Source organism: Streptacidiphilus sp. P02-A3a (assembly GCF_014084105.1).
Classification (GTDB): Bacteria; Actinomycetota; Actinomycetes; order Streptomycetales; family Streptomycetaceae; genus Streptacidiphilus.
Genome location: NZ_CP048289.1, coordinates 4,709,674 through 4,723,578 on the forward strand (window position 1 = coordinate 4,709,674; position 13,905 = coordinate 4,723,578).

Here is a 13,905-nt window from a genome sequence, read left to right on the forward strand (position 1 = left end):
GTCCGGCCGAGGTAGCCGTCGGGGCTGCTACGGGCGGCGGCGTACACGGCCAGGAGCCGGGTGGCCGCCGCGGGCTCCATCGGCGACGACTGGTTCGCCGACTACGATCGCACCCTGGACACCGCCGTCTCCGGCCACATCACCAGCTACGGTCCCGGTGGTGAACTGCTCACCTTCACCCAGAGCGGCAGCACCTACACCAACGCCGTCGGCTACCACGCCGGCCTGGCCAAGAACAGCAACGGCACCTACACCCTGGACCACACCGACACCGGATCCAAGGACACCTACAACTCCGCCGGGAACCTGACCGCGGTCACCGACCACAACGGCGACGCCATCAACGTCACCCAGACCGTGACCTCGGGGCAGGTGACGGGGTTCAAGGCCACCGACGCCCGCTCGGGTCGCTGGATCTCGCTGGCCGCGACCGGTTCCGGCACGCTGACCGCCACCGACAACTCGGGTCGGACCGTGGGCTGCGCGCTGGCCGGCTCGCTCTCCGCGGGTACGGCCACGCTGACGGTCACCGACACCACCGGCGCGGCGACGGTGTACGCGTACGACACCTCCGGGCGGGTGGACAAGGTCACCACCCCGACCGGTGAGCAGACCACGTTCGGCTACGACGGCCAGGACCGGATCACCTCGCTGACCCGCGTCACCAACACCGCCACGGGCGCCGGCGACACCTGGGACTACGCCTACTCCGCGACCACCCGCGGGGGATCGGGCACCACGACGGTGACCGACCCCAACGGTCACAAGACCCTCTACACCACCGACTCCGGCGGCGAGGTCACCAAGACCCTCGACGCCCTCGGCGACGCCCGCGCCAGCAGCTACAACGCCGACCACGATCAGATGACGGCCGTCAACGCCCAGGGCACCGGGGCTGCGGTGAGGTTGGTCCGTTTTGACGGACATCCGAGATCAGGGGTCACGGCCCCGGAGGGATGTCCATCATGGAAGGCATGGGGAAGAAGAAGCCTCGGCCGAGGCGGTCGTTCACGCCGCAGTGTGAGTTCTCGATCTAGGAATGTACTCGGTCAGTGACCTGACCTGCAGCCCCAGTTTTCAAGTGAGAATCTCAGTCTCCAGGTTGGACGCCGTCTACCTGCGGTGATGCTGGCGGGGCGTTTTCTCCGACTCTCTGACCTGCAGTCCCATAGATAGAGTGAGAATCCCCGAAGTATCGTGAGAATCCCTGTGGGTTTTTACACGTTTCTGCAGGTCAGGGCTGTTTTATAGAACATGTTGGTGTGGCGTGCGTGGTGGGCTCCTGGCACGTGGGTGCGCCTCGTCTGCCCTCGGCGGCGTGCCGAAGAGCCCCAGTCTGCCGCCGCACGGTTCGCTGGCGGCAGCACCGGTTTGGTCATGGAGTGCTCCAGCGCCAGGCCTTCCGGGGGAGCCCATTCAAGGTGGCCAGATCGCTTAGCAGGTTGCGTCGGCCTCGCTGATGGGCAGGGGCTGCTTTGCGCTGGAGTGTCCATCGGGTTCTATCCGTCGTGCTTCCGGTGGTCGTCGTCCACTCCCAAGATGTCGTCGCGATGATCCCGGCGCTCTCCCGGAACGTGCCAGAGGGTGCAGATCGTGGACGTATCGCGGGAAGCCCTGCGGTTTCTTGATTGCTTCGGCAGGTTGGGGCTGTGTTGCTGCGGATGGGGGCGCGGTCTGTGCGGTGGGTTGGTGCTGGTCACAGGTCGAGTGCGAGCATGGCCAGGCCGCGTTGTCCTGATGCGGCGAGATAGGTGGTCTGCCGGTCTGGGTCCTGGATTGTGGCGAGTTGGTTGACGGGGGCGGCGGTGACCAGGGTGCTGCGCAATGTCCCGGTATTCGGATCCCAGAAGGTGATGGAGTGTCCGTTGCCGCACACGAGCAGGTGCGCGCCGGATCTTGTCGGTGCGACCGCCATGGCCTTCACGTTCGGGACCGGCAACTCCTGGCGCAGTTCCCAGGTTTCACAGTCCCACAGGTGAACGCTGTCGTGGGTTACGCCGGCGAGGAGTTCGCTGTCTGCTGAAGGGATCGTCTGCAAGGCGGTGAAGGCCACAGCGTGGTCGGCGGTGATCGTTGTGATCAGTGTCTGGTCGTTGAGGTTCGAGACTTCGAGTCGGCCCCGCGTGCAGGTGATCAGTTGCGGGGTGCCGTCGGGTGTCTGGCGGACCAGGATCGAGGTATAGGGGGCGGACGCTTTGGCGCGTCCGGTCAGGCGCAGGGGAGCGGTCTGGCGGGTGTGGAGGTCGTAGAAGGCCAGTTGCCCAGAGGTGGCGATGATGAGCCCGGGCCGGTCCTCTCGGGTGGTGACCAGGGCCTGGGGGTTGGCGCGGACAGGGATCCAGTCCAGATCATCATCATCGCCGGGACTGTACAAGACGATCTCTTCTTCGCCTTGGATGACGAGGATCGGGTTGCTGGTGTGCCCTTGGAGCACCTGGAGGGAGAGGGCGAAGTTGGAGCTGAGGGAGTGCGCGACCCGCCCGTTCTCGGGTGTGTGGAAGGCGATTCCGGTGGAGCTGGCCACGGCCAGGGTCGGCCCGCGGTGGCCGGGGAGGCTGATGGGGAAGCCGCACAGGGCGCGGGGCAGGGTGTGGACGGGCGGCGGGGTCCAGGCATCGCCGTCGGTGCTGCTCCACAGCTGGACCCCGGAGTCGCTCGCGGTCACCAGTTCGCTGGTGCCGATCATGGTGCCGAAGGCGGTCAGGGCGCGGACCGGGCTGGCGTAGTTGTCGTGGGCGGTCGAGTGCCAGCGTCCGTCGTCGTCCAGGGCCCATACCTCGATGCTCGAATCGCCGGTGCTGATGGCGATTTGGGCCGGGCCGTCGCCGGGAAGCTGCAACAGGAGGTGGCTCGGTCCGAAGTCGCAGAGCTGGGTACGCAGCTCGCCGGTGAACGGATCCCAGGTCGTCATGTGATCTGTGGAGATTGCGACGAGGAGGGTGGAGTCGAGTCCGCGGCGGACACCGAGGATTGCTCGGACCCGGTGGGGGAGGAGCGTCTCGGCCATGACCGCGCCGTCGGCGTCTTGCAGGTAGAGCCGTTGGTGGTCGGGGCTGGTGACGACGAGGGTGTTGCCGTCGGCGCCGTCCAGCGTGACCACGAGCTGGGGGGCTTGGTCGAAGGGCAACGGTAGAGGACGGACACGGCGTGCGTCCGGACTCCAGACCTTGGCCTCGGCGGTGGCCCCCGGGCGGCCAGAGTTGATGAGGAACTTCCACCGCCGGTGGCCGTCCGCCAGTACCCGGACGCTGCGGGCGCGCTGCTGCGCGGTCCAGGCCAGCCGCAGGCCGGACAGCGGATCCCACACTCCGACGCCGCGCGGGCTGGCGGTGGCCAGCAGCTCACGGCCGCCGTTGGCCCGCACGACGGTGATGCTGCTGACGCGTCCGGTGTTGATGGTGGCCAGGTGCTGCCCGCTGAAGGTGTCCCAGACCTGCACTCCGTCCCATTTCGTGCCGACGGCCACGAGCGGCCGGCCGTCGGGGGCAGCCAGCGCGGCCAGGGCATGGACGTGGCCGGCGGGGGAGGCAATGACATTCGTGGCGGCTGACCAGTCACCCCACCGCCACCGCACCAGGGGCGGGTGGGGCAGCGGGTCCGCGCCCAGGCTGCGGGTGTGGAAGGCGATGCTGGCCAGCCGGGAGTCCCGGGCGGTGTCCTTGGCAAGGAAGGGCTCGATCACAGCAGCGGCCGTGACCAGCCGGCGCTGTGGATCGTCGGCGGGCAGTGGGAGGCCGAGCCTGGCCCGCAGGCCGCCTGAGGTGTCCTGCGCCAGCAGGACCGCCGGGATGTGGAGGTCGTTCAGGACCTCGCCGACAGCGGCGTGGTCCACGTAGTGCCTGCGCACGTACGGGTGGGCGGCGAGCGGATCGGCGTCTTGCGCGAGAACGGCAAGCGCATCGGTGATCCGTGCATGGGCGGCCTTCGAGGACAGGTCGTCAAGGCCGGTCTCGTCCTCGGTGAGGAGCTCGTGCGGGGTCAGGGCGAGGGTCTCGGTCACCCGTTGGTGCACCGGCCGGTAGGTGATCCGGGAGTCTTCCTCGTCGGTGGCCAGGTAGCCGATCAACCGGCTGGCGTGAACGGCCCGGATCGCCGCCGGGAAGTCGACCTCGGTGTTGTCGCGAGCGCCGTCAGATGCGGTGAATTCGAGCGCACCGGCCACCGCGGGCCACACCTCCGCCCATGGAAGCCCGGTCCCGAACGCCAGCGCGGTCGCGCGCAGCACCGCCACCAGAACCGGCACCGGGATACGGCTGTGCGCCGCCACCTCCCGCAGATCCTGACGCAGCAATGCGGTCGTCCCCGACACCAGCCGGGTCAACCACGCACCGTCGGCCAGGTCCTGTCGTCCGTCAGCCCGGCGCAGCTGGTCTGCGGCCAGGCGGGCGTCCAGGAACGACGGCGCGACCGCGGCCGCGATCGCGCGCGCGGCCTCACCGGCGGCGCGCTCGTCACCCGCGTACGGGCTGTCGCCGGGACCCGTCAGCAGCGCGCCGGCGTAGGAGGCGATGTCCTGCCCGCACTCGGGGCCGTCTGTGCGCAGCTGCTGGGTCGGCACGGACGCGCGGTCCTCGCACAATGCCCGCATCAAAGCCCCAAGGACCTGGTCGGCAAGGGTGTCCTCGCCCCGGACTCCTGCCTGCGCGCCGACGGGGGAGCTGCGCACCCCCAGGAGCAGCCGCAGCAGCGGCCCGCGCCCGCGCTTCCACTGGCGCGCCAGCGGCAGGACCACGTCGTTCAGGCACGCCAGCGGCTGCTGGGCCTCGTCCAGGCCGTCGATGACGATCGTTACCGGCCGACCGGTGGAAGAGAGGTGTGCCAGGCGGTTGACGAGGACTTGAAGCGGCGCTCCCTCCGGCGGGACCGGTGGCGCCTCGCACGCGGCAAGCAGGTCGTCCAGCAGGTCGGCGGAGGTCTTGTTGCGGCCCAGCACTGCGGCGGTCACCGACCCAGGGGCGGGCCGCTCGGCGTCGGGGAGCGAGGTGGTGATCTCCTCGAACCGCGGGTCGGTCAAGAAGCCCGAGTCGGACAACGTCACCAGGCGGGCCAGCAGCGCGGACTTGCCCGATCCCGCTGACCCGGTCACGACCATGACGCCGCTGCCCTCTTCGACGAACTCCACAAGCCGGCGCATCGAGGCGCCGCGCCCGCGGAAGTACCAGCCCGCGTCCTCACCCCCCACCCGCCCGGACGCCCGCTCCAGCCAGTGCTCCGCGGCCGCGAACGCCGGCACCGTCAAGCCCCGCACCGCGGGAGCCGGAAGATACAACGGCTCCAGGTAGCGGGGGTTGGGCAGGCAGGCACTGGGCTCATCCGTGCGCGCGCCCGGCCAGATCCACTGCGGGCACATCAACTTCCGGGCCTTCGCCGTGGCGTGGAGCAGCCTCTCCCACTGCGCGAACGACAGATGCGGTCCGGCGAACCCCTGCTCCTGCGACTGCAGCTCGTCCAACGCATGCTGGATCAGCGAGGTGAACTCACCCACACGCGGCTGCTCGCCGAAGTCCCCGGCCGTCACCACCCCCAGCCCCTCCAGCTCGCGCCGCTCCGAACCCAGATCCATCGCGACACCGCGCTCCAGGTCCAGGGAACCCGCGAAGCAGGAGTCGACCATCACCAGCACATGCTCCGAGGCACTGCCCAGCGCCGCGCCGATGATCTCCATCGTCTGCAACGCGGTCCCCGGCAGCCGCTCCGCCTTGGTGCCCGGCAGCGTCAGGTAGTGGCGCCCGGACGCCTGCCCGCGCAGGCCGTGCCCGGTCACGTAGACCACCACGGCCTCATGGTGTGGCGTGGAGGCGAGGTCGACCTCGTGCAGGAATGCCCGCAGCTCCTGCACGGTCTCCAACATCTCGGTGCGGACGCAGGTGTACTGGCGGTCCGGCCCCAGGCCCGGGTCGGTCAGCCAGCCCTCGACGACCTTGACCTGGTCGGCGATGCCCTGTGTGAAGCCGTCCACGCCGTCCGCGTAGTCGTCCACGGCGATCACGATCAGCCGCCGGGACAAGGACAACGGTTCGACCATGGTGTTCCGCCTCCGCCAGGACTGATCAATCCCCGTACCCTAACCGGCGGCACGGGCACTCATGGACCGGTACGGCCCTGCGGCCGCGGGCGGATACCATCGAGTGCCGCCCGAGGGGCAGACGGGGCGGCGGCCAGGGCGCGGTAGGGGGACCAAGTGCACATCGTCGGCGTACACGGCATCTTCCAAGCGGACACCAATGCCATCCAGCTCAGCGCCGACTGGCGGGGAGCGCTCGCAGCCAGTTTCACCCGCCACGCTGGCCCGGCCGCACCGGTCCCCGCCCTGACCATGCCCTACTACGGCAACCTCTTCCGCAAGACCAAGCGGTGGCAGCTCAGCGGCCCCGACACCGGCCCAGGCCTCGCCGGCATCGACGACGAGGAAGAAGAGTTCCTTGTGGAGGCCCTGCAGGCATACGCCCCGGATGCCGTTGTGCCCGACGCCGCCCCGGCTACCCTGGGAGACCTGCCCAAGATCAGCCCCCGCTTGTCGAAATGGATGGCCGGCCTCGACGGTGCCGCGGGCCGACATGTCGGCGAGGCCGTCATCGGCCGACTGCGTGAGGTCTACGGCTACCTGAACGATGCGACCGCCGCTGAGCAGGTCCGCAAGATGATCTTCGATGCACTGGCCGCGTCCGGCGCCACGCTGCTGATCGCGCACTCCCTGGGCAGCGTCATCGCCTACGACATGTTCCAGCGCGGACAGGTCCCCGCTGCCGGACAGAACGGGGGCGTCCGGCAACTCATGACGCTCGGAAGTCCCTTGAGCTGGCTTCCGATCCAACGCCACCTGGGCGTCGCCGCAGAGCTGGCCCTGCCAGCCGCAGTGGCCTGGGTGAACGTCTTCGACCCCAACGACTTCGTCACCGGCGGCCAGGGCCTGTCCGACAAGGCCGCCGGCGTGCGAGACATCAGCGTCGACAACGGCAAGACCCCGCACGCCGCGGTCAACTACCTGAGCCAGGAAGCTGTCGCGCAAACCGTCCACGCCGGCACTCTCGCGAACTGGCTCGCACCCCACTGAACCGGCGGCGCAGTGGGAGAACGTGCGCTACCACGGGACAGTTCTTGAGATGACCTTCCTGGAGAACGCCGTGCGCGCGCCCGGGTTTCACGGCCGGATCCGGTCCTCGGCAGCGACTGCCCCTCCGGAGCCGATCTGGACGGCGCACATGATTGAGGACGGCTGAGCCGCCTCATGCTGTCGGGGCGAGTGGGCGTGCCACCGGTACCGGTGCACCCGCGTCCTTCAGAGACCCTTCTTGCGTCCGATCCGAACGAGTCCTTCATGCGCCAGGACCACCTCGCGTGCGGCATTGATCAACGCTTGGCGCACCGACTCCCACTCCTGACGACCCCCAGAACGGTCGCGCTCTGCAATCAGTCTGGCAACCGGCATCAGGCCCGTGGGCTTCAGTGATGTTCCGCGCTTGGCGGTGTCACGGCTCGCCGCCCAGCAGCAGGAGATCGAGCGGCTGCGGGCCCAGAACGCCGGTGGCAACGTCGTCGCGATCACCGCCGCCCCTGGGCGACGGTGATCTGGGGGTCGGCGGGTGCATCGGGTCGGTTCTCGGTGCTGGTCGGCCAGCCGCCGACCAGGGCACAGACCGGGAGCTGCACCGGCCTCGGCCAAGGCCTCGGCAAAGTGAGGCTTCGTCCGATTCGTAGTGATCTACGCCGGATGTGCCGGTCCGCGATGCAGAACAGGCACGGCTTCCAAGATCATGGAGGTCTCTACGCCCCGTGACCTTGCTGGAAGACCGTGCCTGCACCTGCATCCTCCCTGATTCCTACTGTTCTTGACCAGCTCCGCGATCAGCTGCCCGTGGAGCCGGACGAGTATCCTGGCCTGCTGGAACGTCTGGGCGAGGTCCCCGATCCGCGAGCTGCGCGCGGGATACGACACGCTCTTGTCTTCGTCCTCGCGCTCGCCGCGTCGGCCGTGCTGACCGGCGCGACCTCGCTCCTGGCGATCAGCGAGTGGGCCAACGACGCCCCGCAGGCCGTCCTGGCCGCCCTCGGCGGAAACTTCGACGTACTGACCGCACGTCACCCGGTACCGGACGAGGCAACCCTGCGACGGGTCCTGGCCCGTGTCGACGGCGACGCCCTCGACCAGGCCGTCTGCCGCTGGCTCGCCGACCGCCACCCCACAACGCCGCAGACCAGCGGCCTGCGCGGGATCGCGGTCGACGGCAAGAGCCTGCGCGGAGCCGCCCGCGCCGCAGGCCGCAGGATCCACCTCCTCGCCGCCCTCGACCACACCAGCGGCCTGGTCCTGGCCCAGCTCGACGTCGGCGAGAAGACCAATGAAATCACCTGCTTCAAACCGCTCCTGGAGACCGTCGCCGACCTCGCCGACGCGGTGGTCACCAGCGACGCACTCCACACCCAGCGCGAGCACGCCACCTACCTGACCGCACGCGGGGCGCACTACATCGTGATCGCGAAAGGGAACCAGAAGAAGCTCCGCAAGCAGCTCAAAGCCCTTCCCTGGAAGGAGATCCCGCTGCAGGACCGCACTCGCGCAACCGGCCACGGCCGCAGCGAGATCCGCCGCATCAAGGTCTGCACCGTGAACAACCTGCTCTTCCCCGGCGCCCGCCAGGCCATCCAGCTCAAGCGCCGCCGCGTGCACCGCAAATCCGGGAAAGTCACCCTCCACACCGTCTACGCGGTCACCGACCTGACCGCGGAACAGGCAAACCCCGCCCAACTGGCGGCCCTGATCCGCGGCCACTGGTCAGTCGAATCCCTGCACCACGTGAGGGACACCACCTTCGCCGAGGACGCCTCGCAACTCCGGACCCGCAACGCACCCCGCGCCATGGCCACCTGGCGCAACCTCGCCATCGGCGCCCTCCGACTCGCCGGCACCACCAACATCGCCGCCGGCCTACGACACAACGCCCGCAACGCCCACCGACCCCTCACCATCCTCGGGATCACATGATCACGAAGCGGACGCCCCAAGACTTTGCCGAGGCCCTGGCCTCGGCCGTCATGCAAGGAGAGAAAGAACCATCTGCTCCAGAGCCTCATTGTCGCGCTCGCCTCGCCAAAGAATCCAATGGAACATTCGATTTGTATCGACTTGCTGAAGCACTTCGGCCGCCCTCGCGCTAAGTCGTACGTTGGTGATCAGAACGATCGGAACAATCCGTCGATCAGCTTGTTCGATGAGTTTATTAATCACCTCAAGTGAGATCTGCCGACGGCCGGATTCATACTTGGCCTCGCATCCAATCATTCGATCTTGGCCTGATCGAATGACGAGGTCCAGCCCACCATAACCCGCCGCCTCATGAACGGAGACCGGGGTTCCAAGGCCGCGCTCAAGCCTGTCCGCCATCCGAAGGAGCTGAGCCATCAATTCCCGTTCATATGATCGAGCGTGGACCCACTCTCCGGGGGCAGCGTGAGCCGCTTCCTGGTCCTTGCTCTGCACAGCGTCTGCCGGCAGGGTGACAGTGACGTCTTCTACTTCATCCCCGCTCACTCCAGGAACATCGACTTGCACGACGACCTTGGGGCCGCGGCCAGTGCTATACACACGCAAGACAGTTCCCAGAAGGTAGTCGAGCCCCCAGGGGACCAAGACCTCCTGCCCAACCTCTGGTGTCTTCATCGTTTCCCTCACCACGGCTGCTGACCGCCGCTGATCGCCGTTAGATAGTCACCAACAATAGTGTCCATTGATCGCGCCAAGCCATCAAGGGAGCTCCGCCAGCTCTTCACTACAGCCAAGGTGATTGGATATCTTGATGGCGGAAGCTTTAGAAAACCAGCCTGATCGTCATGCGCTATAGCATTGCGTGCTATATTCAGCTCGTCGAGTGCGGCGTTCCACTGGGCTCCCTTCTTGCTTGCCAATTTGAGGGTAGGCCAGATCTGGAGCCCGAGCCTGGCGAAGTCTCCGCCTATGCCGCCGGGGTTGGCATTTCCGCGATCCAACTGTCTACTGTGGGCCAGATTCGAGCGAAAGATGTTTTTTAGCGCAGGGTTATTGACAATTGCATGATCAGAGAGAAAGTCGCAGCTCTCGTCATGGAGCGCTCGGGCGAATCCTTGGAACTCTGCTGCCATGCGCATCGTGATCGCCAAGTTCAACTGTTGAGTCCGCCAGCGCCGTCCCCTTCCGCCACCACCAACCATGGAATGTGCAACCAACAGTTCGTCGATGTGCTGCGTCCTGGACGTTGTCCACTCTGCGTATGCCGCTGACGGCACTGGGCCAGCCTCCTCCGGGCGATTCACCGGGCCAGGCCAGCCTACAAGGGACACTCGCGTATACCTGACGGCCAGCCAGCCATCCGCGACCCTATCCGAGTCGCGGCCGCGGTCACGTCCTGGCCGCCACTCGGGGAGCGCTGATCCCCGCAGCGCTTGCGACACTGCGCTGATGCCGGGCAACCGCCGGCTGATCAATTGCCTGTGGTTGGCGATTGTGTGGCGAGCCGGTCGGACAGGGCCTGGCGTACTTCCGGCGCTGGATCGCTTGCGAGAAGCGCCTTCAGCCCCGGTGTCAGAGGGACGACGTCGGCGCCCAGGACGCGGACCTGCGGGTCGGTGTGGAAGAGCATTCCGGTGACGTGGACAGCGGCGTCGGGTGCGCCGTAGGCGAGATCGTGCAGGGCGACCGCGCCCAACTTCCGCAGTTCCGCGTCCGGATGGCGCATGAGCGCCGCACTCGAGGCGACCACTTCGTCGGCGAACGCGGTCTCCTGCGCGGCCAGAGGAGACTTCTGATCGCGCTGGTGGATAAACGCGTCCGTCGCAAGTACCAGGGCCATCCCCGGCAGGTGGGTGATGCCCAGATTCATGGTGGCGCGGCTGAACGCGCCGGTGGCCTCCATCATCAACTGGTCGATCTCTGCGCGCCCCGGGTCGCGGCTGACGATCAGCATTCGGTCGGTGATGGCGCGCAGGACCGGCTCGGGCAGGCGGAAGAGCAGAGCGCGCAGTGCGTCGATGGCCTGGATGCGGGACGGCGCCGTGTCGTGAGTGTCCTCAGCCATGGCCAGCAGGTGCCGTGCGACGGCCTCGGTGAGGCCGACCAGTGGCCCCGCTGCGAGCAGTGCCGCACGGTCGGGCCCGGATGCCTGGTCGGGGTTGTCATGAGGGGCTGACTGTTCGGTGTCCTGAATGCCGGTGGAACCGGGCGCGGGATTCAGCTGCATCTGCAGCACCACACCGCCGGCGGGCTGAGTCCGGTCCGCGCTCAGGTCGTCGGGGCAGACGTCGACGAGGACGGTGGCCTCGAGCAGCGCGTTCAAGTGGTCGACGGTGTCGGTGGCCTGGGTGTCCACGGTCATCACGTGGCGCGGGACGTCCACCGGGCGGCGCAGCAGTGCGGCGCATGCCTGTCGGGCGGCTGTCTGGACGGCGGGCGTCGCCTCGCGCCAGCGCGCGAGGACCTGCAGGGCATTTCGGTCGCCGGCCTCGGCGCGGGAGCACACCATGGCCAGCAGGGGCTCACGTGCCTGCCCAGGCATCGCGAGGATCAGGGGCCACAGGCCGTGGGGCGGCTGGGGCAGGCCCAACAGGGTGCCCAGGACCTCGGCGATTTCGTGGCGTCGAGGTTCCACCGCCCAATAGGTCTGGACGAGCAGCTTCGCGATGACGGAGGTGACCACTGGCCAGGGGGCGTGCGGGGCGGTTACGGTGGCCGGCTGAGCCAGATCGAGGATGGTGTCCACGGCACTGTCGGGGATGCGTCGCCCGAACGCAGCTACCGCGTTGAGGGCCTGGCGCTCGGGGGCGGGATCTGCACGGGGCGCCGCCCACACAGTGGTTGCAAGCGCTAGGAGCCGCTGTACCGCCTCGGGGACCATGGTGTCGGGCAGGGAGGCTGCCTGCGCCTTCAAGACCTCGATGGCTGCGGCCTGGCGGTACCGGACGGGGGAGTTGAGCCAGTCGGTGACATCGAGCGGAAGCGTCATCGCGCGTGCCGCCGCGGCGGCACGCTCCGCGACTCCTGCCTCCAGGTAGTAGTGCGCGGCCGCGAAGTGGTGCCCTCCGGCGCTGAGCACATCGCCGAGCAGGGCTTGCACACCGGCTTCTTCGCATCGGTCGCCGGACAGTCGTGCCTCCCACAGGTACCGGCGGACATCCCCGAGCGCGTCGGGCAGGCGACCGTGGTGGGCGGCCTCCAGCGCGGACAGGGCCGGGTCAACAGCCGACGCCAGCAGCCGCTTGCGATCGGGCAGCCCGCCGGTGGCGCCGTTCGGCCCGCCGGGCAGCCGGCCCTGGTCGAGGGCCAGGTGCTGCAGCGACCGCAGCGCTCCCCGGGCGTCCCCGTACAGCTGCTCCTCGCTGCTGGCCAGCACAGCCTGACGCCACAGGTTCTCTGCCTGCTCGCCGTCACCGCGCACAGCGAAGGCGTACGCGGCCCGGGACGCCACCAGCGCGCGGGCTCCATGAAAGCGCCCGGCCGCCGCATCACGGACCAACTGCTGCCAGGCCCGGTCGAGCTCATCGCGCGTGCCCTCAACAGACACCGCGGCGTCGGCGGCGGCGCAGCGCAGCCGGGCCCGGATCACCGGATCGCGGAGGTCGGCGACAGCGGCGAGCGATCGAAGCCGCGCCAGCAGCCCGTCGGTGTCCGCGTCTGGCGACGACAGGACGGACCGCGCGGGAACCCGGTCGTACAGGCCGTCGACGATGGCCTGCTCGATCACCAGACAGCACAGCAACGCGGCATGCTCGTCGTCAGCGGCAGCCAGGGTCTCGAGAGCTGGAACCGTCACGGCCAGTTGGCTTCCGTGCCCGGACCAGCCGTCGACTGCGGACAGGACCGTCGCCGTGGCCTGTGCCGAACCCCCGAGTCGGCCCGCAGTCTCCTCCAGGTCCTTGCGGGCGAAGACGGCCGCCGTGTGGTCGGCGCTGGAGATGGCCGCAAGCGTCAACGCGACCAGGCGCGAGAACGCACCCGGCAGGTCACCGCCGGCCACAAGCACCCGTGCCTGGCGGCGGTACATCGTGGCCGAGTGCACGGGGAACCCGCCGGCCCGCAGCCCCTCGGCGACAAGCCCGAGCAGGTGTGCCGCCTCCAGCGGGTCCCGCTCCTCGTTTGCGGCAGCGTCGGCCTGGAGCGCGTCCAAGCCGAGCACCTCGGCCGGATCATCGACCAGGCCCAAGGCGGTCGGCGCGCTCTGGGCTGCCGGAGAGGGCGTGAACCCGCAAAACGCCGAAGCCCAGTGCGGGCCGAAGACCGCGAACACCAGATGGGGGGCATCGCGCAGGGCACGGCTGAGCGCTTCGGCGCCCCATGCCTCGATCACGAGGTCGCCTGCGTACTCGTTCTGCAACGTGGCCAGCGCATCCACGATGGCCGTGTCGCTGTCGGTCTGCGCCGACGTCGCCACCACCAGCCTGTACGGGTCGAACCGTCGAGGGTCTCCCTGAAAGTCCGGGCTCCTGACCGGGCCTGCGTAGGTCTCGACGGCATCCCGCAGCTGCTTGTCCGTGATCTGCTGGTAGCGCTTGACCTGGTAGAGCGAGCGCTGCTGTGATGGCTCCCGCTCGACGATGTCCAGGCCGTACTGCTTCTGCCCGCGCCGTCCGTAGAACTGCACACCCAGGTTGTGCCGCCGACTGACCACCTCGGCGACAACCCGCTCGAACACCTCGGGATCCAGGTCGTTGAACGGCAGCAGGCCAGGGTTCTGGATCGGCAGCGGCAGGGGGCCGGACTGCTTGTGGCGGGTCAACTGCGCCAGTGTCAGTTCCTGTGGCGGGTCGTCGCTGGTGTTCACGGACATCCGCCCAGTATGGCGGCGTCCGGCGGCGACGCGCGCTGCGGGAGGACGGTCTAATTCCCCGGCCGGGGCCGGGCCTGCAGGCGGCGTCCACCGGCCGGACCAGATCGCCCCG

7 protein-coding genes are annotated in these 13,905 nt (G+C 68.5%); 3 read left to right on the forward strand and 4 right to left on the reverse strand.

The window, feature by feature from the left end; genetic code table 11:
• Nucleotides 1-60: 60 nt before the first annotated feature.
• On the forward strand, nt 61-1,056 hold the full coding sequence (locus GXP74_RS20540; RefSeq protein ID WP_182452895.1) for an RHS repeat domain-containing protein: 996 nt from the start codon (nt 61-63) through the stop codon (nt 1,054-1,056).
• A gap of 640 nt (nt 1,057-1,696) precedes the next feature.
• On the opposite strand, the gene GXP74_RS20545 is transcribed toward GXP74_RS20540, so the two are convergent.
• Nucleotides 1,697-6,025 (reverse strand): AAA family ATPase, encoded by a 4,329-nt coding sequence (locus GXP74_RS20545; RefSeq protein ID WP_182452896.1) that lies wholly within the window; start codon nt 6,023-6,025, stop codon nt 1,697-1,699.
• Nucleotides 6,026-6,181: 156 nt separating this feature from the next.
• Here GXP74_RS20545 and GXP74_RS20550 point away from each other — a divergent pair, with 156 nt between their 5' ends.
• Together GXP74_RS20550 and GXP74_RS20555 are read left to right on the forward strand one after the other, a co-directional pair.
• Nucleotides 6,182-7,054 carry a hypothetical protein gene (locus GXP74_RS20550; RefSeq protein ID WP_182452897.1) on the forward strand — a complete coding sequence of 291 codons (873 nt, stop codon included), beginning with the start codon at nt 6,182-6,184 and terminating at the stop codon, nt 7,052-7,054.
• A gap of 738 nt (nt 7,055-7,792) precedes the next feature.
• Entirely contained in the window at nt 7,793-8,983 is a 1,191-nt protein-coding gene (locus GXP74_RS20555; protein WP_182452898.1) for an ISAs1 family transposase, read from the forward strand.
• Between the two features lie 48 nt (nt 8,984-9,031).
• Here the strand turns inward: GXP74_RS20555 and GXP74_RS20560 are convergent, their stop codons facing one another.
• From GXP74_RS20560 to GXP74_RS20570, 3 genes are all read right to left on the reverse strand, one after another.
• A complete protein-coding gene (locus tag GXP74_RS20560; RefSeq protein ID WP_182452899.1) occupies nt 9,032-9,658 on the reverse strand; it encodes a hypothetical protein in 627 nt (208 codons plus the stop codon).
• A gap of 8 nt (nt 9,659-9,666) precedes the next feature.
• Nucleotides 9,667-10,116 carry a hypothetical protein gene (locus GXP74_RS20565; RefSeq protein ID WP_182452900.1) on the reverse strand — a complete coding sequence of 150 codons (450 nt, stop codon included), beginning with the start codon at nt 10,114-10,116 and terminating at the stop codon, nt 9,667-9,669.
• 338 nt (nt 10,117-10,454) lie between these two features.
• On the reverse strand, nt 10,455-13,793 hold the full coding sequence (locus GXP74_RS20570) for a hypothetical protein (RefSeq protein ID WP_182452901.1): 3,339 nt from the start codon (nt 13,791-13,793) through the stop codon (nt 10,455-10,457).
• Nucleotides 13,794-13,905: the final 112 nt, after the last annotated feature.